This is a genomic window from Streptomyces sp. NPDC006235, from assembly GCF_040613735.1.
GTDB lineage: Bacteria > Actinomycetota > Actinomycetes > Streptomycetales > Streptomycetaceae > Streptomyces.
Genome location: NZ_JBEXSR010000041.1, coordinates 1 through 20,183, shown reverse-complemented (window position 1 = coordinate 20,183; position 20,183 = coordinate 1). Strand labels below are relative to the sequence as shown.

Below are 20,183 nucleotides of genomic sequence, written 5' to 3'. Positions count from 1 at the left end.
GCCGCACAACCCCCACAGTTAGATACCGAACGCGCTGTTTTCTTTCATCAGTTGCGCTTGTTTTGCCGGATGTGCACCCGCACTCCGGCACACTGGTGTGGTGAACGCCGTCTGAGGGTGAGTTATCGTGTACGGGGGGTAAAAACAAACGGCATGACCCGTTCATTTCCGTCCCGGGAGAGTTCAGTCGATGGCGAGGCAGTTGCGAGCCGAGCAGACCCGCTCGACGATCATCACGGCCGCCGCTGACCTGTTCGACCGTCGCGGCTACGAATCGACCAGCCTCAGCGACATCGTGGAGCACGCTCAGGTCACCAAGGGCGCCCTGTATTTCCACTTCGCGGCGAAGGAGGACCTCGCGCACGCGATCCTCGAACTCCAGTCGCACACCGCCCGCCGGCTGGCGGCGGAGACCGGCCATCGCGGCCACACGTCCCTGGAGGCGCTGATGCGCCTCACGTTCGGCATCACCCGCATGTCCGTCGAGGACCCGGTCCTCCGGGCCGGACTGCGGCTCGCCACCGGTGGGATCCGGCCCCGTCCGCCCCTGAGCCATCCGTTCACGGAGTGGCTGGACATCGTCACGGCCCGGCTCGTCGGCGCGGTCAAGGAGTCCGACGTCCAGCCGGACATCGATATCGATGTCGTGGCCCACTCCCTGGTCTGTTTCTTCGTCGGCACCCGGGTCGTGGGCCGCTCCCGCGAGCCCGTCGCGCGCCAGCCCCGCCGGACGGCCGAGATGTGGAACATCCTCATCCGCGGTCTGGTCCCGGTCACCCGTCGCGCCCGCTACCTGAGCCTGGCGGCCCGCCTGGAACGCGAACTGGCACCGGTCTGACGGTCCGGGGCAGGACGTTGCGAACGGGCTCGGCCGAGGCTCCGGCCAGTTCGGCCGGGAGGGGGACCCGCGCGTTACGGTGAGCCGTATGCCCGACACCCCATCCGCACCCGTGCTCCTCGGCGACCAGCCGGGCTCCTTCCCTCACAGCGTGCTGGCCGAGCGGCACCCGGCCATCATCCGGCAGGTGCGCGAGGCCTTCCCGTACGAGCCCTGGCAGCACCGCGCGCTCGACGAACTGCTGGCCAACTGCACCAAGGGCGAGATCGAACCGCTCCCCGCCGACGCGCACGACCGCGGCCTCTGGGAGAGCTGGGGGCTGCGTGAGTACACCGGCCGGTCCTGGTTCGACGTGCCGTGGCTGTGGTCCGAGAGCTGGTTCTACCGTCGGCTGCTCCAGGCCGTCGGCTACTTCGGCCCCGGCCCCTGGCAGGGCATCGACCCCTTCCGCCCCTCCAAACTGGCCGAACTCGACTCCCGTGAGACCGACGAGGAACTGGCCGCGCTCGACGACCTCGCCGGCCGGCCCGCCGGAGAACAGGCACAGGCCCTGCTGCACGGCTCCCTCTGGGGCAACCGCGCCGACCTCGGCTTCCGTCTCTCCGCCGAGGGCGCACGGGCCGCCGACGCCGCCCCCGGACTGGTGGCCGACGACAGCGACCGCCTGTGGGCCCTGCTCGGCAGCACCGGCACGGGCACCCTGTGCCTCGTCGCCGACAACGCGGGACGCGAACTCGTCCCCGACCTGCTCCTCATCGCCCACCTGCTGGCCCACGGACGTGTCGGACGGGCCGTCCTGCACGTCAAGCCGTACCCGTACTACGTCTCCGACGCCACGACCGCCGACGTCGTCGACGCCCTGCGCCGGCTGACCCGTGCCGGGGGAGCGGCCGCCGAGTACGGACAGCGCCTGTGGTCCGCCCTGGCCGAGGGACGCCTGACTCTGCGGGCCCACCCCTTCTCCTGCGCCCCGCTGCCGTACCAGGAGATGCCCGGCGACCTGCGCGCCGACTTCGCCTCGGCCACGCTCACCGTCGTCAAGGGCGACCTCAACTACCGCCGCCTGGTGGGCGACCGCCTCTGGGCCCCGACCACGCCGTTCGCGGACGTCACCGCCTACTTCCCCGGCCCCGTCGCCGCCCTGCGCACCCTCAAGTCCGACGTCATCACCGGCCTCGACGCCCGCACCGAGGCGGAACTCGTCGCGGCGGAGGACCGGCGCTGGCGCACCAGCGGCACACACGCGCTGATCCAGCTGCGGACCCCGTAGGGGGCCCACAACCTCACACAACCTCGCGTGAGAGAAGCAGCATTCAGCCCCGATTCACGCGATGGTGTGATCATGTCCGGCCCGGCGGATGCCGCCGCGAGACGCCGGGTAGGGCCCGGCCATGACGCAGCCGTTCGAACTCCCGCACTTCTACATGCCGCATCCCGCGCGGCTGAACCCCCATCTCGACGAGGCCCGGGCCCATTCGACCGAGTGGGCGCGCGAGATGGGCATGCTGGAGGGCTCCGGCGTCTGGGACCAGGCCGACCTCGACGCGCACGACTACGGCCTGCTCTGCGCCTACACCCACCCCGACTGCGACGGTCCCGCCCTCTCCCTGATCACCGACTGGTACGTGTGGGTCTTCTTCTTCGACGACCACTTCCTGGAGAAGTACAAGCGCAGCCAGGACCGCCTCGCCGGCAAGGCCCACCTGGACCGGCTGCCCCTGTTCATGCCGCTGGACCTCTCGACTCCCGTACCGGAGCCGGAGAACCCGGTCGAGGCGGGCCTCGCCGACCTGTGGGCCCGTACGGTGCCGACGATGTCGCAGGACTGGCGCCGCCGCTTCGCCGTGGCGACCGAGCATCTGCTGAACGAGTCCCTGTGGGAGCTGTCCAACATCAACGAGGGGCGGATCGCCAACCCCGTCGAGTACATCGAGATGCGCCGCAAGGTGGGCGGCGCCCCCTGGTCGGCGGGCCTCGTGGAGTACGCGACGGCCGAAGTGCCCGCGTCCGTGGCCGAGTCCAGGCCGCTCAGGGTGCTGATGGAGACCTTCTCCGACGCCGTGCACCTGCGCAACGACCTGTTCTCCTACCAGCGGGAGGTCGAGGACGAGGGGGAGCTGAGCAACGGTGTGCTCGTCCTGGAGACCTTCTTCGGCTGCACCACCCAGGAGGCCGCGGACACCGTGAACGACGTCCTCACCTCCCGCCTCCACCAGTTCGAGCACACGGCGTTCACCGAAGTGCCCGCGGTGGCCCTGGAGAACGGCCTCACTCCCGGCGAGGTCGCGGCCGTGGCGGCGTACACCAAGGGACTTCAGGACTGGCAGTCCGGCGGTCACGAGTGGCATCTGCGCTCCAGCCGCTACATGAACGAGAACGCGGTGCGCGGCGGCAGCCCGTGGCCGGGGTGCACCGGCATCGGCACCTCGGCGGCCGACGTCCGCGCCCTGCTCGCCACGGCCGGGGCGGAGCGGCTGCGCTCCTACACGCACGTGCCGTACCAGAAGGTCGGGCCGTCACGGATCCCCGACATCCGCATGCCGTTCCCCCTGGAGCTCAGCCCGCACCTGGACAACGCCCGCCGGAGCCTGCGCGACTGGGTGGAGCGGATGGGCATCCTCGCCGAGGGAGTCTGGGACGAGGACAAGCTGCGGGCCTACGACCTCGCGCTCTGCTCGGCCGGCCTCGACCCGGACGCCACCCCCGAGGCCCTCGACCTCAGCGCGCAGTGGCTCGCCTGGGGCACCTACGGCGACGACTACTACCCGCTGGTCTACGGCCACCGCCGCGACCTGGCCGCCGCCCGGCTGACCACGGCCCGCCTGTCCGACTGCATGCCCGTCGACGGCGACGAGCCGCTGCTCCCGGTCAACGCCATGGAGCGCGCCCTGCTCGACCTGTGGGTGCGCACCACCGCGGGGATGACGCCCGACGCGCGGCGCACGCTCAAGGACGCGATCAACGTCATGACCGAGAGCTGGGTGTGGGAGCTGTCCAACCAGCTCCAGAACCGCGTGCCCGACCCGGTCGACTACCTGGAGATGCGCCGCGCGACCTTCGGCTCCGACCTCACGCTGAGCCTGTGCCGGATGGGACACGGCCCGGCCGTCCCGCCCGAGGTGTACCGCAGCGGCCCGGTCCGCTCCCTGGAGAACGCCGCGATGGACTTCGCGTGCCTCCTCAACGACGTCTTCTCGTACCAGAAGGAGATCGAGTTCGAGGGTGAGATCCACAACGCGATCCTCGTCGTGCAGACCTTCTTCGGCTGCGACTACCCGACCGGGCTCGGCATCGTGCACGACCTGATGAGCCAGCGCATGCGCCAGTTCGAGCACGTCGTCGAGCACGAACTGCCCATCCTGTACGACGACTTCCAGCTCACGGAGGAAGCGCGCGCGGCCATGGGGACGTACGTGACGGACCTGCGGAACTGGATGGCGGGCATCCTCAACTGGCATCGCGAGGTCGACCGCTACAAGGACGAGTGGCTGTCCCGGCGTGCCCACGGCTTCCTCCCGGACCGGCCGCCGGCCGTGCCCGTACCCGCCTTCCGCTGAGGCGGCGCTTTCCGGCCAGATCTACTCGGAACGGGACATGGCGGAACCCCCGGTGGTGCGCCGGGGGTCTTCCTGAGGGAGAGGAACAGACAACGCACCACACGGGGGTTTCACTTTGACCGACATCATCGACAAGCCGGCCGACGCCATGGACACGGGGGACCAGGCGCCGGCACCCGCACCGGCCGAACTGACGCCGTACGTCGCGCCGTTGCCCGTACCGCCCGTCCTGCGTCCCGCCTCCGGCGACGTCCTGCGCGAGACCGAGATCGCCCTGCGCCCCACCTGGGTGCGCCTGCACCCGCAGCTCCCGCCGACCCTGATGTGGGGCTACGACGGCCAGGTGCCGGGCCCGACCATCGAGGTCCGGCGCGGACGGCGCGTGCGCATCGCCTGGACCAACCGCATCCCGAAGGACAGCGAGTACCCGGTCACCTCCGTCGAGGTGAAGCTGCGCCGGGACGGCCGCCCGCAGTCGAGCACCGAGCCGGGGCGCGACGGAGCCGAACCGAACAAGGACGTCACGGCCCTGCCCGCCTGGTCCGTGACCCACCTGCACGGCGCGCAGACCGGCGGCGGCAACGACGGCTGGGCCGACAACGCGGTCGCCTTCGGCGACGCCCAGCTCTCGGAGTACCCGAACGACCACCAGGCGGTGCAGTGGTGGTACCACGACCACGCGTGACTGAAGGGAACAACAGGTTACCTCGGCCGTGTGACCAGCGGCTACGCCCGGACAGCAGAAAGCCCCGCTCGTCTACCGGGGGAGGGCAGACGAACGGGGCAGTCTCACCAGCGGATAGGCTCAGCGCTTCCGCCAGCGCACACAGGGCAGGGAAGCCTCTCGGTCCACCCGCAGAGCCGACAGCCGCCGAATCCGCAGCAGCCTTCACACCAGATTTCACGGTGGCCAGCGCAGCACCCGCACAGGTCACCGTGCTTCCACAGGGTCCAGGGTGCTTCGCCTGGTGTCCGTCCGGCGCGTGGCTTCGGGTGATATGGCTCAGCAGTCGTCGCCACTGCTCAGTGACTCGCGGATCTTCACCTGGGCAGCCACCTCGCTGTGCAACTGGACCCATGTGGGGGCGTCGACCATCTGAGTCAGGTACTCCGCCTTCGGCCCGAACCGTTCCTTCAGGTCAATCACGTTCCAAGGTGCGGTTGCGTACCAATGTGACGTGTTCGTGCTGTCAGGCTGCGAGCAGAATGACGCCCAGCCTTTCGGCAGCGGAGTTCGGGCCGTGATCTTCGCTGCTGGCGCGGGCGCAGCAACCTTCCTAGTGCGCATGCGCTGTCCGCTGGCAGGCTTCGGGGATGTAGCGTTCATGTCGGTCGACTCCACTCAGTCGGCTCGCCCCTGAACCACGCCGCCGTGTGGTTCAGGGGCTTTCTGTTGTGTCTGACGACTCAACCGATTCAGCGCAGCCATGGGGGAGTTGACCAGCGTTGACTAGGCTGGGAGTCAACAGTCAACGGCCAACGGGCGGACGATGATGGACTTCGGGACCGAGGTACGCAGCGCACTCAAAGCGCAGGGGAAGAGCCTCAGGGGCGCAGCCAAGGAACTCCATTACGACGTTGCCTACCTGAGCCGCGTACTCAACGGTAAACAGGCGCCATCCGCTGAGTTGATCCAGGCGGTTAACGAGTACCTGGGGCTTGCCCTCAGCGCTGAGGACAGTAAGCCGCACGACGACGAAATGGACGCGTGGGAACTTGCCCGGCGAGTGCAGGCCAGCGACGTAGGAAACGCCACGCTGGAACGGCTAGAGCATGCCTTCGATCACTTGGCCATTGCTTACCCCAAGGCTGACCCTGCGGATTTGCTACGGCAGGTGCGGAAGCACACGGCATACGTGGTCAAGCTGCTGGACGGGAAAAAGACGCTATCCGAGCACCGGCGCTTGTTGGTTGTCGGCGGGTGGCTGTCGCTGCTGGGCGCTACGGTTCATATCGACTTGATGCAGGACGACGCTGCTACGGCCCGGCTGGAGACTGCTGCCACGCTCGCCAGGGAAGCAGGACAGCGCGAGATTGAAGCATGGTGCTATGAAACTGAAGCGTGGCGCGTGCTCACCGATGGCGACTATGTACAGGCCGTTGAACTCTCGCGCACAGCCCAGGACATTGCGCCGGCCGGTACCTCCGCGCTGATTCAGTCGACAGCCCAAGAGGGCAGAGCACACGCAAGGCTGGGCGAAGGGAAAGAGACCTACTCAGCGATCAAGCGCGTACAGGACATGTCGGCTGCGCTGGGCACGCCGGATACGCCAGAGCACCATTACCGGTATGACCCCGCGAAATCGCTGTCATATACGGCGACTACGCTTGCTTGGCTCGGCGATGCAGCAGCGGAACCCTACGCGCGGGAAGTGATCGCCAGGCTTAGCCCCAGCGATGATGTCACGAGATGGCCCAGGCGCGTAGCTTCGGCGAACATTGATCTGGCTTTAGTCCTGCTCGAACAGAGTCGACTTGACGAAGCCTGCGACGCTGCGCAGAAAGCAATACTGTCCGGCAAGGTAGTTCCGAGCAACCATTGGCGTGCGCTGGAAGTTGTCAAGGCTGTTGAGGCCAAGCAATTGCCCGAGAGTGCAGACCTGCGAGAGGCATACCAGGGTCTCAAAGCCATCGAGCAGTAGCAGCGCAAAGAGCCCCGGCCCCGGGCCATTACGGCTCAGGGTCGGGGCTCTGACTATGTGGCAGCGAGTGCGGACCGGATGCGCTGGGCACGCGCCTGTCCGATGCTCAGATGCGACTGAAGTGCACGCAGGCTCGGCGCCTTGCCCGTATCGCGCTGCACCTCACTGACGAATGCGCGGGCGGATGCAAGCAGCGGGTCAGGCTTCGCCGCTGACTTCGACTCAGATGCCCTCGGCGGAAGCGCTACAGGGGCCCCAGAGGGCCGCTCAGGCTTCGCAGGCTCCGGGGTTACCGGCGAGGACGCAGAGGCGCTCACAGGGGCGCTCAGGGCCTTCACGCGCCAGAGAACCAGCGGGGCTATCGTGCTGACAGCGACGACCAGGGGCACGCCCACTGGAATCAGCCCTGAACTCACCAAGTGCGCTAGTGCATTCGTCACGATCAGCGCAGCGACGACAGCGGGCACATCTCGCCTCACGCTGAATGCGCGTAGGGCGTAGACATCGAGTGCGGCCGGGATGCATCCAGCAGTGAACTCGCCGAACCCGACTGCACGCGCTAGCTGATACTCAGCGGATGCAGTCGCGACGAGTGCAGCGAGCAGTGCGAGTGTGCCGAGTATGTCTCGGGTGGGCATGGTCATCTGACACCCCGTCAGTAAATGGAAGAGGTGCCCCGGCTCGGCCTTTCGGCGAAATCAGGGCACCTACGAATGGTCGGTCAGAGAGCTTCCAGCCGGCAGCGCAGACAGGAAGTGCCGGGCTGTACGCCGAATCTGTGGCGCTCGCATACGGTCCAGCCGGAACTATCCCGTTCATTCCAGGGGCCGGCTGCGGGTCGACCATCAGAGCTACGCGGCTCGGCATTTCGCGCTGCTATTGCCCGGCGACGTGCGCTCATTCTGGCCACCCTGGCAGTGCATAGCCTGCGGCGCTCAGCGAGCCGGGCGTCAGTAGAAGCGTCTCGGAGATTCGGCGAACTTCGGTTAGCTGCGCTGCGTTCACATTGGTGCCCAGCGACTCAAGTTCGACCAGCAGAGCGACCATTCCAGCGCACGCGTCATCCCACAGATTCGCGCTGGGCCCCTTCCAGAGCGATGACCAGCGGGCGATCATGTCGTCAGTCCAGCCTTCCGCGCGGGCAGGTGGGACAGGCACGGGCAGGGCGCACTCAGCGGGTAGGATGATGCGGGCAATTCCGGGGCGCGAACGGCCACGGCGTAGGTTCTCGGGATTGGCCACGGTGCGTGACATCCTTTCGGTAGCAATGGGTGACTGAAACGAGGTTTTTGAACACGCGCCGTATTTCCCCCCGAGCACACTCCTGAGCGCCCTCCCCCGCGCTAAATCTCCCCGTAAGGGTCGGGTGCATCCCCCAGGGGGAGGGGTCACCGTGTGTGCTCGCCGGCGCTAACGGCCGAACGATTCGCGCGCTGTCTTCCGTGAGTGACACGGCTTGCACAGCGCCTGCCAGTTGGTTGGGTCAGCCCAGCGCGGTCCCTGTAGGCCTAGCCCGTCGACGTGGTCTGTCTCTGTGGCAGCGGGACGCAATGGAGCGGGAATGGCGGCGCACTCGGCTGACTCACAGAGCGCGTGGTCACGCAGATGCGCCTTACTCAGGTGACTCCAGCGGGCACGGCGCGATGACCCAGCGGTGTAGCTATCCCGGTAGCGCTGACCCTTGGCACTGCTGCGAGCGTGTGCCTTGCAGTTCCCGCCATAGGTCAAGCATGGGCAGCCAGCGACAGGACATACCTGCATGGCGCCCTTGTGCTTCGCTGGCTTAGGCCCAGGGTCGCAGGGCTCATGGGCTACGGCTGCGCCCTCAGGTGGCTCTGTAGGGGCCTCAGCGGGCTGCGTAAGGGTTCCTGGGGTGATCCCTCGCCAATCCCCGTCGCCCGGTACCACCAGGCCTGTAGCCAGCAGCGCGGCAGGCCCCTCGAACTCCTCGCCACTGGAACGCTGTACACCGCCGTAAACGAGATAGTGACCAAATGCGACGCGCAGGCGGACGTTCATGGGTACTCCTCAGCGGAGGGGCCGGGGCACATACGACTTTCGTATCTGAGATCCCGGCCCCCCATCTCAGCGGCTAGGACTGCTTGGCCCGAATGACCGTCTGCGGAATGCCGTTGTCGAAAACCCGCACGGTTTCCACGTCGGTATCAGTGCCGACACCCAAATTCGTCAGCCACAGTCGAGAGTGCTCGATCAGATCAGCGTCACGATTCGGCGAGTACAGCGGCATGTCAGCCTTGGAACGGACCACACCACGCCGCATCAGGCTCACGTACGCCAGCGTGCTGACAATCGACGTGACATTGCTGCGCGCGGCCCTGTAGGCATCCTCAGCCCGCCGCAGCGCATCCTCAGCCTTTCCATGCGCGTCGGTCAGTTCGCCCTCAACCTGAGGCAGCGCAGCAACCCACTCGCGGTAAATCTCGCGGTCACACTCGCGCACACGGTCAGCGAGACCATTGACGATTCCGACTGCCGTACCGCGCTGAGCAGTTACGCGCTCGACCTCGCTGCGCAGCTCATCCGGGTCAGCGCCGGCAGCGACAGCAGCGCGGGCATTGGCAGCGTCACGCTCCTGAGCAGCCTTGACATAGTCCGTGCGAAGCACGTCGTCGTACTTGATCAGCGCATCCCCGTAGGCGTCATACGCAGTGTCTCGTGCGGCCAGCGCCTTTTCCAGCGCATCGGGCAGGGTGAGTCCGCGCGGAATCAGATCGATATCGGCGGAGGTGTAGGTGATCGAGAGATTGTCAGTCATGGCGCTTACGCGCTCCCTTCGGCTATGCGCTGAGCGGCAACTTGCCGGTGCGCTGTAGTTGGTCAGAGGTCAAGTCAGCGGGAATTGCGGCGGCCCTTCCACCAGGGCAGGGTTAGGCCGGTCACGCGTCCATCGTTTACGCGGTATCCAGCGCGTTCAAGGGAGGTTCCCAGCGCACGAAACGGGATGGTCTCGCGGCCCATGCCGGTCAGCCAGCCATTCACGGCGGCGTACACCAGACCTAGAGTCGTCCAGCCTTCAGCGTCGTCGACAGTGACAGCGCGGAGGGCGTCATAGACAGCAGATGTACGGGCGGGACTGACTGCGGGTCGCTTCGGCATGTCAGCGGGGGTAGGCGCGTCAGCATTCATGGCGATTTCCTTTCAGCGGGCAGGCGCGAAGCGGGGAGGGTGACAGGATTTCTTGCATCTGTAGAGACCCCCTTTAGTACTAAGAGGGGTTTGTACAGATGCCAACTTTTCTGGCACCCGCCCCGCTTCGCTGTGGTCTACGCGTCAGCGCGGTTGAAGATTCCGGGGGCGCTGCTCGTATCGGGGTCGGACATCAGCCGGATACCCCGGTATTTCCAGCCCTCAGTCTTGTGCCGAACTTCCTCGACCTTTCCGCTGTCGAGTAGGTGCCGCTTCACGCTGCTCGGGCTGTACTTGTTGGATCGGTCGCCGTTCGTGTCTCGCCAGTCCTTCAGCTCACGATTGAACGTGGATCGCTGAACCTCGCAGCCTTCCGCGTAGTCGAACAGTTCCCCAACCAGATCCTTCAGCGGGTCGACGGAATCCTTGTGGAACTCGGTTGCAGCCACTACGGCCAGCGGATCACGCAGCCCCTCGGCGTAATACTGCTTGGCGCCCTCGACTACCCACGCTGCAACGCCCTCGATCTCCGGCCCCTGGATAGTTGGCTCTAGGTCAGGGTCTCGCCGGTCGGCAAAGGACTGGCCGAACAGAATGGCCTTGGTTCTCGCCCACAGCGCTGCACCACCTGAGGCGAATTCCGGCAGATGGTTAGTGGCCAGCACGATGGTGAACGTCGGCGAGTACGAGAATGTGCGGCCCATCAGATGTCGCGTGCTTACTCGGTCCCCACCGCTGAGGTTCTTGAGTAGCGCCGTGTTCATCGGTGTGCCCTGGTTACCTTCCTGGGCGACGACCATTCGGGCGCCTCGCATGCCGGCGATCTGCTCAGTGTGGGGTGCCTGTCCGCGTACGTTCTCAAAGATCGAGAATTCCACTTCGCGGATGATGTCCGGCCCGAACGCAGCTTGCATGGTCCGGACTGTTGTGCCCTTGCCATTGCGCCCATGCGCGCCGTACCAAACCCCTAGGGCATGCTCGCGCACTTCGCCGGTAATGCAGTAGCCGAGGAATGTTTGGTAGTAGCGCTGAAGCTCACTGTCGTCTGGGAACACCTCCTCGACGAACCGCAGCCAGCGAGGGGCCTGTGCGTCCGGCCGGTAATCCACCTGCGCACACTGGGTCAGCATGTCCGCTGAGTTGTGCTCGCGCAGATCACCCGTGCGCAGATCCACCGTGCCGTTACGGAAGCTCAGCAGATGCCGCGCGCTGTCGAATTCATCGGCCGTTACCCGCAGGCTGCGCAGGTTCTCAAGCTCAGCGACGATGGCGCGGCGATGTGGGCTGTTGAGCATCAGCTTTACGGCGCTGTTGACCCATGCCAGAGCTGCCGGGTTTTCCGTGGCGTAGCGGTTGAGCACGTGCGCTGCGTCCGTGATCGCCTGAAAGGCTGCGCCGTTACCGCCCGTCGCTTCCCAGATAACGCCATTCCAGCGATACCAGCCGACGTTTTCCATGTAGCGCAGGTGGTGTCCTGTGTGCCGGGCGACGAACCGCGCGTAGTTCACGTGCTGTACCGGCTGGTCACGGCTGTATTCCAGCTTGGCCGGTAGGTTTTCCCAGTTTTCGTCGCTCATGCTCACATGTCCTCGTCGTCAAGCAGGTTGGCAGAAGGCTTGTGCGCCGGCGTACGGGTGGGCAGCTCCATTCCGTTGGCCTGCGCGAGTGCCCTGCGGAATGCCGTTGCGTCAGCGGTGGCAGCGGAGCTAGCGAGCAGAGCGTGAACGTGGGCGGTGTGGATCATGTGCGCCCGCTCCTCATTGCCGTGCTTGTAGCTCAGCACTTCCCCCGTGACTGACTGCACGACGGATGGTTCGTGCGCGTCGGCCAACAGCTTTTCAGCGCGCTTGTAGTGGTCAATTCCGTTCATGGGTTCTTCCTTCCTTGGCGGGTTGCGCTTAGGCGCCCTGTGTCCAGAGGCGAATGGTGGGGACGCTCAGCGCACAGGCATCCCGGATTGCTTCCTGGCTCATCTGCGCCACACTTCGGGCGTCGGGCATCAGTGCGCGTATCTCGCGGTCGACTCTGGCGAGTTGTGCGCGTAGTTCCTTGCGCTGCGCCCCGAGTGTCTTGACCCGGGTCTCTACTTCGCGTGCGTTCACGCTGACTCCGTTCCATGTTTTGTTTCAGTCAGCGGGCAAAGCAAAGGCCCCAGCCGTGTTGACTGAGGCCCTGCGCCACCCGCCAAGGTGGGAATCTGTGTGGGGCGCCGTTCGCTCCCTGTGCTGTATAGATAGCGAGTCGGTTACCAGCGCCCTCGCCCTCAGGGGGGAAGCACTGTTCGCGTCTGTGATGAATAGATAGCAAGTCGGTTGCCACCGAGGAACGAACCAGGACAACTCTGGCCGGGTATATTGCAGCAAAGTTGGGCATACTAGGTGTCCATAATTTGGACAACGGGCATTCCGGGTACGACCTGTGCATGACATTTGACTTGTTGATCTGGCGTACGGGCCGGTTGTCCGCCACTGGCAGGCGCCGAATCCCTGTGAGCCTGTGTGCGCGCATGAAAGAACCCCGCCCGACCGCAGGGGTCGAACGGGGCTGAGAGGCTGTCAGGGGGCCGCTCAGGGGCTATGCGGCCAGTTGCTCAGGGAACCCGCACAGCGCAGCCTGAACGGCTTCTAGTCTCGCTATTCGCTGCTGGGTGTAGGTCGACCTATCTCCGGCCGTCTGCGCGTCGTACAGCGCATCCAACCGCCGGCTGGTCTGGCGCCACTCCAACTCGCGCTCCCACGCTGCGTCTGCCGCATCCTGCTGTGCCTGGAATTCCGCTACCCGCTGCTCACGTGACATGATGCTGTCTCCTCTTCAGTGAGGACACAGGGGGTGTTCGTGATTGGCGTCCGGCACCCCCTGTGCCATTCGGTTTCCGCTGACTAGACCGCAGACGTCTTACGGCGCGCTTCCCATGCGTCCCACGCGGCCTCGACTGCCGGGTTCTGGCTGTCGTCGTGCCACTCAGGCTCCAGGCGGTCAAGAATCGGCGTTCGATCTCCCCGCTTGGCTGGCAGGGTGATGGTCAACTTCTTGCACGCTGCCTTGAACAGTTCGCGCTTACCCTCGACTCCTTCCGCTTCCCAAATTGCTGCCAGCGCATGAGGGTCCATCAGCGGTGTGAGGTCATTGCCAACTGACATTTCGTCGAGTTCCTTCCTGAGCTCAGCGACAAGTTCGTCCTGCTGCTGCCGAAGCTCTTCGAAGGTGGACTCATCCATGCGTCCGAACACGAAGAACTCTTTGCGTAGCTTGGCTTGCCGTTCGATCGCCGCGTCATACAGTGCAGTCACCTGCTGCTTGTGTGCTTCCTTTTCGGGGCTCTGATAGGCAAGCCAGCGGCGGGCAATGGCATGAATGGTCGGCGATTCGGGCGACAGGGCGAGGATGTGGTTTACCCAGAGCACCGCAATGGCTTCGTCTACTCGTGCGCGTCCGGTTACGGTCCCCTCGCACGCTGTCTTGCCCTGCGTTACCCGAGTGTCGCACCGGTAGTTGGTGCCCCCGTTCGACATGGGACCAGTGCAGCGCGGACAGCGAAGAATCCACCCCGCCACGGTCTTGTGCTGGCGCACCCCCCGGCCGGTGCCCTTATTACGTCCCTTCCCACGCTCGTTACCTGTGCGGCCCGCGAGGATGCTCTGAATCTTGAGCCATTCCGCGTACGTGACCACACCTTCACCGCAACTCACCGGAATTCCCTTGTGGTTGAGTAGCGGCTCAGCGCGCTTGACCCACTTGTCTAGCGGGTTACCGTGCTCGTCGTACACACGCTCGCGATTCGGCACCAAGCCAGCCCACGCAGGGGAGTGCGCAAGGTGAATGATGGTCTGCGCGCGCCACAGCTTCCCCTTGCGGGTGCGCTTCCCCTCACTGTTCATCTTGTCCGCGATCCACTGGGGCACCTTGCTGTCGAGGAGGTACTCAGCGATTCGACGGGCGAGCGGGTACTCAGAGGCAAGCCGCTTGAGCTTCCTTGAACCCTTCGGCGAGTACAGGCCGAAGGGAGCTACTCCGCCATGCCAGTTGCCCTCACGTCTTTCTTCGTCGGAACTGGACTGCGTGCGATCCGTGATGGATTTGGCCTCTTCGCGGGCACGGTCAGCGAGGATGCCAAATACGATGCGCATACCGGGCTGTGAGGAGTCGAGTCCTTCGCTGACCGAGACGATGCGGGCGCGCTGCTTTCGCTCGAAATCGTCAATCAGCCTGTCCACAGCGCCCATTCCCCGCCGTGACAGGCGGTCGGTGCGCCAGACATAGAGAGTCTTGGACCACCCTTGCAGCACTGCCTCACACGCGCTGTCGAATTCCTCGCGTCGGACGTGAGCCTTGCTGGCGCTCTTCTGCTCGAACCAGACGTGTCGGATCTGCTTGCCCTCTTCGCGTGCCCGGCGGCAGATATCACGAAGATGCCCCCGCAGCGCGGTAAGGGTGTCTTTCTTCTTTGAGCGCCTGATGTACGCCTCAGCTAGCGCAGCAGGGTCGCCGGTCGCCGGTTCCCGAAGCCCTAGTTCTTTGATCTCGTCGTCGCTGAAGCCCAGCGCTCGCAGATTGGGCAGGTCTTGCCGTTCCATCGCTGTCCGTTCGCCGTGGGTGTTGCCGCTGACCTGCTGTTAGCGAGCGGATTACCTCTTGGCTCGTTTTCGCAGGTCAGGGCGGGGTTGCACCCTTCGGCCACGACCACGCCATGAACATCACCCGGTGGAACGTGATGGCCGGCCTGTACGGCACCTACCTCGTCCGTGACGACGAGGAGGACGCCCTGCATCTGCCGCGCGGGGAACGGGAGATCCCGCTGCTGCTCGCCGACCGCAACCTCGACACCGACGAGGACGGCCGCCTCAACGGCCGGCTGCTGCACAAGACGGTCATCGTCCAGGACGCGAACCCGGAGACGGGCAAGCCGGTCTCCATCCCGTTCACCGGCCCGTACACCACGGTCAACGGCCGTATCTGGCCGTACGCCGCCGTCGAGGCCGGCTGGTACCGGTTCCGGCTGGTCAACGCCTCCAACGCGCGCATCTACGACCTCGTCCTCGTCGACGAGGAGGACAACCCGGTCCCGGGCGTCCTGCACCAGATCGGCAGCGACGGCGGGCTGCTGCCGCGCCCCGTCCCGGTCGACTTCGACGAGAGCCTGCCCACGCTGACCGCGGCCCCGGCCGAGCGCTTCGACCTGCTGGCCGACTTCCGCGGGTTCGAGGGCCGGACGCTGCGCCTGGTCAACAAGGGCCGCAACCAGCCGCCGGGCGTGCCGGACCCGGCGGGTGACGTGCCGTATCCGGCTGTCATGGAGTTCCGGATCGGGGAGACCTGCGAGCCGGACACCTTCGAGCTGCCCACGGTGCTCTCCGGCTCCTTCCGTCGCCTCACCCACGACATCGGGCACGGCCACCGCCTGGTCGTCCTCACCCCGCCCGCCACGAAGGGCGCCGGCGGCCACCCCGAGATGTGGGAGATGGCGGAGGTCGAGAACCCGGGCGACGTCCAGGTTCCCACCGACGGCGTCATCCAGGTCACCGGCCCCGACGGCAGGACCAGGACGTACCGGCGCACCGCACGGACGTTCAACGACGCCCTCGGATACACCATCGCCGAGGGCAGCCACGAGCAGTGGAGCTTCCTGAACCTCGCGCCCATCGTCCACCCCATGCACATCCATCTGGCCGACTTCCAGCTCCTGGGCCGTGACGGCTACGACGTGTCGGGCTTCGACCCGGCGGTGGGCGGCACCCGCACGCCGATCCGGTACGACGCCGGCACCTCCGTCCCGCTCGCGCCCAACGAGCTCGGCTGGAAGGACGTCTTCCGGGTGCCCGGGAACCAGATGCTGCGCGTCATGGGGAAGTTCGACGGCGCGCACGGCCGGTTCATGTACCACTGCCACCTGCTGGAGCACGAGGACATGGGCATGATGCGGCCCTTCGTGGTGATGCCCGCGCAGGTGCTGAAGTTCGACCACGGCGGCGCCCACGGCGGCCACGGGGAGGGTCACACGGGCTGAACCGGATGCGCGGCTCGCACCGCACCCGACGTGGCGGGTGCGGTGCGAGCCGCGCCCTGGTTCCGGTCTCCCGGGCGGGGCGTGGCCCCCTCCGGGGCCGGTCAGTCTCACTCTTTCGTGGCTCATCGCGTGCCGCGGTGCCGGGTAGAGCACCAGCCATGATCGTTCCGCATCCGACGGAGGCGATCGGCACCATCCGGAGGCGAGCCATGGAACAGACCGCGCTGCGACCCAAGCCGATGCCGGGCCGGGAGCCCGACGGGACGGCGTCGGTGACGGGGTCCGGCCCGTCACGCCCCCGTCCGCGCGCCGCCCGGCGCCGCGTGCGGCGGCTGCTCAACGTGCTGTTCGGCGGGTTCGCCGGCGTCCTCCTGGTCCTGTCCGGGATCGGTCTCGGGGCGATGGGCGCCACGGTGATCGGCACGGGCGCGGGCCTCGATCCGCGCGGGCGGCACACGCCGCCACCGGCCGGCCCCTCGCCGTCACCCGCCGCCTCCGCGCCCGCCGCCGTGACCCTCGGCGTGGAAGTCATGGACGCCGGGAAGCCGGGCGCCCTGGTCGTCGGGCTCCACGTCCCCGGGCCGGCTCAGGAGGCGGGCCTGGTGCGCGGCGACCTGCTCCTCGTCTTCGGCAGGACCCGCATCGACACGGCCGCCGACCTGGCCCGGGCCGTCGCCCGCACCCGCCCCGGCGCCGAGGTGAAACTGACGGTGCGGCACCGCAGCGGCGGCTACCGGCAGCTGACGGTCGTACCGGCCGTCGTCACGTGAACCATGCCGTCACCTGAACCGCGTCGTCACGTGACCACCCGGAAGTGGCTCGTGAGCCGCCCCGAGTCGTCCAGGACGTGGAAGGCGATCCCGGGCGGCGCGTCCCGGTCGGCGACCTGCTCGCCCTCCCAGGGCAGCCGCAGCGTCCACGTCACACCGGGGCCGACGACGAGGGCGCGTCCCGCGAACGAGGTCGCGGCGGGCGTGTGCGCGTGGCCGGTGATCAGACCCGCGATCTCCGGCCGGCGGGCCAGCAGCCCGGCCAGCCGGCCGGACTCCCGCAACTGGTACGAGTCGGGCAGCGGGTGGTGCAGGGCCACCGGCGGGTGGTGGAAGGCGAGCAGGGCCGGAAGGCCGCCGTCGAGTTCGTCGAGGGTCGCCTCGATCCAGTCGTACGTCTCCTCGTCCAGCTCCCCGTCGTCGCTGCCCGGGACACTGGAGTCGCACATCAGCACGGCGCCGTCGTCGAAGACCTGCACGCTGTTGACGGGCCCCTCCGCCCCCGGCAGCCCCAGCAGCGCCTTGCGGTAGGGCGCGCGGCTGTCGTGGTTGCCCGGGCAGGTCAGCACGGGGAACGGGGCGTCGCCGTCGCGCAGCCCCAGGATGCGGGCGGCCTCCTCGTACTCCGGTTCCGTGCCGTGGTCCGCGATGTCCCCGGTCACCAGCAGCGCGTCCACCTGCCCCGGCAGCTCCCGCAGCCGCTCGCACACCCGCTCGGCGCGCTCCGCCGCCCGCGCGCCCCCGTCCAGATGCAGATCGCTGATGTGTGCGAGTACGAGCACGGTCGTACGCCCCCTCGATCGAATGGCTAATGGATGTCGAGCATCTAAGCATTACATGTAATGCCTGGGCAACGCCCTGCCATTAGGGGCGGTGTTCGGGTGAAGTGCGCAGACCGCTCGCGCCGCCCCCTCCGGCCGGGCAGGATGCTGCCCGTAGCCCCTTCGCCCGTCCCTGGGAGGCCCGGATGACCGCAAGCACGGCCGCGTCCTTCACCGCCGACGACTACCGGGCCCGTATGGAGCGCGCCGCACGGACCGCCGCCGAGGCCGGTCTCGCGGGCCTGCTGGTGGCCCCGGGCCCGGACCTCGTGTGGCTCACCGGCTACACGCCACCGGCGGTCACCGAACGCCTCACCCTGCTCGTCCTCGCCGCCGGGCAGGACCCCGTCCTCGTCGTCCCCGCCCTGGAGGCCCCGGACGCGCAGAAGGCGGCCGGCGCGCCCGCCCTGGCCCTGCGAGACTGGACCGACGGCAAGGACCCCTACGCCGCCACCGCCGCCCTGCTCGACACCTCGGGCCGGTTCGGCATCAGCGACAACGCCTGGGCCCTGCATCTGCTGGCGTTGCAGCAGGCCCTGCCCGGCAGCTCCTACATGTCGCTCACCGAGGCCCTGCCGATGCTGCGCGCCGTCAAGGACGCGGCGGAGCTGGAGTTCATGACGGCCGCGGGAGCCGCCGCGGACGCGGCCTTCGAGGAGATCAGGAACGTCCCCTTCGCCGGCCGCCGGGAAGCGGAGGTGGCCGTGGACCTCGACCGGCTGCTGCGCCGCCACGGACACGAGCAGGTCGACTTCACCATCGTCGCCTCCGGGCCGAACGGCGCCAACCCGCACCACGAGGCGGGTGACCGCGTCATCGAACGCGGTGACATGGTCGTCCTCGACTTCGGTGGCCTGAAGGACGGCTACGGCTCCGACACCTCCCGCACGGTCCACGTCGGCGAACCCACCGACGAGGAGCGCCGCGTGCACGACATCGTGCGTGAGGCGCAGGAGGCGGGATTCCAGGCGGTGCGGCCGGGCGCCGCCTGCCAGGACGTGGACCGGGCCGCCCGCGCGGTCATCGCCGGCGCCGGATACGGCGAGTACTTCATCCACCGCACCGGACACGGCATCGGCGTCACCACCCACGAGCCGCCCTACATGATCGAGGGCGAGGAGCGGCCCCTCGTGCCCGGCATGTGCTTCTCCGTGGAACCCGGCATCTACCTGCCCGGCCGGTTCGGCGTGCGCATCGAGGACATCGTGACGGTCACCGAGGACGGCGGGCGGCGTCTGAACACCACCTCCCGCGAGCTGGTCATAGTGGAGTGACGGCACCGATGTCCCCCACACGCCTCCCGAACGGCAACGGCGCGACCATGACCCAGGCACCGACACCCACCGCGGACACCGTCCGCCGGCTGGTCCGTTCCCTGCTCAAGGACGGCGGCCAGGACGGCAAGGAGAGCAGGGGCGGCAAGGAGCCCGAGCAGGGCACGGGCTCCACGGCCGGTCCCGACGTCCGGCCCGCCGGCGAGGGCGCCGACCCGGCCACCTGGTGGGTCGGCGGCCGCCACGTGCTGCGCCTCGCCCCCGACCGCGAGGCCACCGTGCGCCAGCGCCGCGAACTGCGCCTGCGCGACCTCGTCCGCCCGCACGTCCCGGTGACGGTGCCGGTCAGCGTGGCGCACGGCGAGTGGGCGCCCGGGCTGACCTACACGCTGGACACCAAGGTGCCGGGCGGCTCGGGCGAGGAGCACGACGTGTCCGCCGTCGGCGAGGCCGACCTCGCCGGACTGCTCACGGGGCTGCGGGAGGTGCCGGTCCGGCAGGCCGAGACCCTCGGCGTGCCGCGTGCCGCGCCGCGCTCCCTGGAGGCGCTGCGCCGGGCCGCCGTACGCGCCGCCGAACACCTCGCCGGCGCCGACGAGTTCGACGCCGCACGCCTGAACCAGCTCACGGCGCCCGCCGCGGCCCAGCTCGCCGCGCAGTCCGGCTCGGCCGTGCTCACGCACCACGCGCTCACCGGCGGTCATCTCGTGGTCAGCGCCGACGGACGCGTGCGCGGCGTCCTCGGCTGGGACGGCGCGGTCGTCGGCGACCCGGCCGAGGACATCGCGGGCCTCGCGCTCGCCGTCGGCTCACCCGCCGCCGTACGCGCCGCCACCCTCGCCGGCTACGGCGCCCGCCCCTGCCTGCGCGGCCTGTGGCTGGCCCGCTGCGACACGGTCGTCCACCTCGCCGATGCCCTCCCGGGCCGGGACGCGGCCCGGCTCACGCTGCTGCGCACGCAGCTGCGCCGGGCCTGGGAGCCGATCCTGCTGGAACGCGTGACCGACCTGCGGGACACGGACGACGCCCTCTAGATGTATTGACCCGCAGGGTTGTTCACGCGGGTGATGGGTGGCTGGCCGCCGAGTGCGGTGTGGCAGCGGTGGTGGTTGTAGGTGTGCAGGAAGTCT

At 67.6% G+C, this 20,183-nt stretch carries 14 protein-coding genes and 3 pseudogenes; 9 read left to right on the top strand and 8 right to left on the bottom strand.

Translation table 11 applies throughout. The annotated features are described in order from the left end of the window. Positions 1-190 precede the first annotated feature (190 nt). The 4 genes and pseudogenes from ABZ192_RS34185 to ABZ192_RS34170 all read left to right on the top strand — a co-directional run. Entirely contained in the window at positions 191-838 is a 648-nt protein-coding gene (locus tag ABZ192_RS34185) for a ScbR family autoregulator-binding transcription factor (RefSeq protein ID WP_356928361.1), read from the top strand. Between the two features lie 88 nt (positions 839-926). Beyond that, entirely contained in the window at positions 927-2,108 is a 1,182-nt protein-coding gene (locus ABZ192_RS34180; RefSeq protein ID WP_356928360.1) for a damage-control phosphatase ARMT1 family protein, read from the top strand. Positions 2,109-2,229: 121 nt separating this feature from the next. Next, complete coding sequence (cyc2, locus tag ABZ192_RS34175) at positions 2,230-4,395, top strand: germacradienol/geosmin synthase Cyc2 (protein WP_356928359.1); 2,166 nt, start codon at positions 2,230-2,232, stop codon at positions 4,393-4,395. A gap of 148 nt (positions 4,396-4,543) precedes the next feature. After that, a pseudogene (locus ABZ192_RS34170) lies at positions 4,544-5,077 on the top strand (multicopper oxidase domain-containing protein); the annotation flags it as partial. A gap of 321 nt (positions 5,078-5,398) precedes the next feature. Here ABZ192_RS34170 and ABZ192_RS34165 read toward each other — a convergent pair. After that, complete coding sequence (locus ABZ192_RS34165) at positions 5,399-5,542, bottom strand: hypothetical protein (protein ID WP_356928358.1); 144 nt, start codon at positions 5,540-5,542, stop codon at positions 5,399-5,401. A gap of 343 nt (positions 5,543-5,885) precedes the next feature. Here ABZ192_RS34165 and ABZ192_RS34160 point away from each other — a divergent pair, with 343 nt between their 5' ends. Further along, on the top strand, positions 5,886-7,037 hold the full coding sequence (locus ABZ192_RS34160) for a helix-turn-helix transcriptional regulator (RefSeq protein ID WP_356928357.1): 1,152 nt from the start codon (positions 5,886-5,888) through the stop codon (positions 7,035-7,037). A gap of 2,092 nt (positions 7,038-9,129) precedes the next feature. Here ABZ192_RS34160 and ABZ192_RS34155 read toward each other — a convergent pair. The 5 genes from ABZ192_RS34155 to ABZ192_RS34135 all read right to left on the bottom strand — a co-directional run bounded on the left by ABZ192_RS34155 (position 9,130) and on the right by ABZ192_RS34135 (position 14,758). After that, positions 9,130-9,813 carry a hypothetical protein gene (locus tag ABZ192_RS34155; RefSeq protein ID WP_356928356.1) on the bottom strand — a complete coding sequence of 228 codons (684 nt, stop codon included), beginning with the start codon at positions 9,811-9,813 and terminating at the stop codon, positions 9,130-9,132. Positions 9,814-10,321: 508 nt separating this feature from the next. Continuing rightward, a complete protein-coding gene (locus ABZ192_RS34150; protein ID WP_356928355.1) occupies positions 10,322-11,761 on the bottom strand; it encodes a phage/plasmid primase, P4 family in 1,440 nt (479 codons plus the stop codon). 2 nt (positions 11,762-11,763) lie between these two features. Next, entirely contained in the window at positions 11,764-12,054 is a 291-nt protein-coding gene (locus ABZ192_RS34145) for a hypothetical protein (protein WP_356928354.1), read from the bottom strand. Positions 12,055-12,758: 704 nt separating this feature from the next. Beyond that, positions 12,759-12,980: a hypothetical protein gene (locus ABZ192_RS34140; RefSeq protein WP_356928353.1), complete on the bottom strand. Its 222-nt coding sequence runs from the start codon at positions 12,978-12,980 to the stop codon at positions 12,759-12,761. Between the two features lie 83 nt (positions 12,981-13,063). Beyond that, positions 13,064-14,758 carry a recombinase family protein gene (locus tag ABZ192_RS34135; protein WP_356928352.1) on the bottom strand — a complete coding sequence of 565 codons (1,695 nt, stop codon included), beginning with the start codon at positions 14,756-14,758 and terminating at the stop codon, positions 13,064-13,066. Positions 14,759-14,859: 101 nt separating this feature from the next. Here ABZ192_RS34135 and ABZ192_RS34130 point away from each other — a divergent pair. Both ABZ192_RS34130 and ABZ192_RS34125 read left to right on the top strand, forming a co-directional pair. Further along, positions 14,860-16,188: pseudogene (locus ABZ192_RS34130) on the top strand (multicopper oxidase domain-containing protein); the annotation flags it as partial. Positions 16,189-16,397: 209 nt separating this feature from the next. Next, entirely contained in the window at positions 16,398-16,958 is a 561-nt protein-coding gene (locus ABZ192_RS34125; RefSeq protein ID WP_356928351.1) for a PDZ domain-containing protein, read from the top strand. Positions 16,959-16,984: 26 nt separating this feature from the next. Here ABZ192_RS34125 and ABZ192_RS34120 read toward each other — a convergent pair whose 3' ends face one another. Then, positions 16,985-17,740: a phosphodiesterase gene (locus tag ABZ192_RS34120; protein ID WP_356928350.1), complete on the bottom strand. Its 756-nt coding sequence runs from the start codon at positions 17,738-17,740 to the stop codon at positions 16,985-16,987. A gap of 185 nt (positions 17,741-17,925) precedes the next feature. Between ABZ192_RS34120 and ABZ192_RS34115 the strand changes: the two genes are divergently transcribed. Both ABZ192_RS34115 and ABZ192_RS34110 read left to right on the top strand, forming a co-directional pair. Next, positions 17,926-19,053: an aminopeptidase P family protein gene (locus tag ABZ192_RS34115; RefSeq protein ID WP_356928349.1), complete on the top strand. Its 1,128-nt coding sequence runs from the start codon at positions 17,926-17,928 to the stop codon at positions 19,051-19,053. Between the two features lie 47 nt (positions 19,054-19,100). Beyond that, positions 19,101-20,087, top strand: coding sequence for an aminoglycoside phosphotransferase family protein (locus ABZ192_RS34110; protein ID WP_356928414.1), 987 nt, complete (start codon positions 19,101-19,103; stop codon positions 20,085-20,087). On the opposite strand, the pseudogene ABZ192_RS34105 reads toward ABZ192_RS34110, so the two are convergent. Then, positions 20,084-20,183: pseudogene (locus ABZ192_RS34105) on the bottom strand (IS481 family transposase); the annotation flags it as partial. The gene ABZ192_RS34110 and the pseudogene ABZ192_RS34105 sit on opposite strands and share 4 nt — an antisense overlap.

Excerpts from the sequence above, each read along its gene's own strand:
- ABZ192_RS34185 (WP_356928361.1), top strand. The coding sequence starts at position 191 with ATGGCGAGGCAGTTGCGAGCCGAGCAGACCCGCTCGACGATCATCACG.
- ABZ192_RS34180 (WP_356928360.1), top strand. The coding sequence starts at position 927 with ATGCCCGACACCCCATCCGCACCCGTGCTCCTCGGCGACCAGCCGGGC.
- cyc2 (WP_356928359.1), top strand. The coding sequence starts at position 2,230 with ATGACGCAGCCGTTCGAACTCCCGCACTTCTACATGCCGCATCCCGCG.
- ABZ192_RS34160 (WP_356928357.1), top strand. The coding sequence starts at position 5,886 with ATGATGGACTTCGGGACCGAGGTACGCAGCGCACTCAAAGCGCAGGGG.
- ABZ192_RS34155 (WP_356928356.1), bottom strand. The coding sequence starts at position 9,813 with ATGACTGACAATCTCTCGATCACCTACACCTCCGCCGATATCGATCTG.
- ABZ192_RS34150 (WP_356928355.1), bottom strand. The coding sequence starts at position 11,761 with ATGAGCGACGAAAACTGGGAAAACCTACCGGCCAAGCTGGAATACAGC.
- ABZ192_RS34145 (WP_356928354.1), bottom strand. The coding sequence starts at position 12,054 with ATGAACGGAATTGACCACTACAAGCGCGCTGAAAAGCTGTTGGCCGAC.
- ABZ192_RS34140 (WP_356928353.1), bottom strand. The coding sequence starts at position 12,980 with ATGTCACGTGAGCAGCGGGTAGCGGAATTCCAGGCACAGCAGGATGCG.
- ABZ192_RS34135 (WP_356928352.1), bottom strand. The coding sequence starts at position 14,758 with ATGGAACGGCAAGACCTGCCCAATCTGCGAGCGCTGGGCTTCAGCGAC.
- ABZ192_RS34125 (WP_356928351.1), top strand. The coding sequence starts at position 16,398 with ATGGAACAGACCGCGCTGCGACCCAAGCCGATGCCGGGCCGGGAGCCC.
- ABZ192_RS34115 (WP_356928349.1), top strand. The coding sequence starts at position 17,926 with ATGACCGCAAGCACGGCCGCGTCCTTCACCGCCGACGACTACCGGGCC.
- ABZ192_RS34110 (WP_356928414.1), top strand. The coding sequence starts at position 19,101 with ATGACCCAGGCACCGACACCCACCGCGGACACCGTCCGCCGGCTGGTC.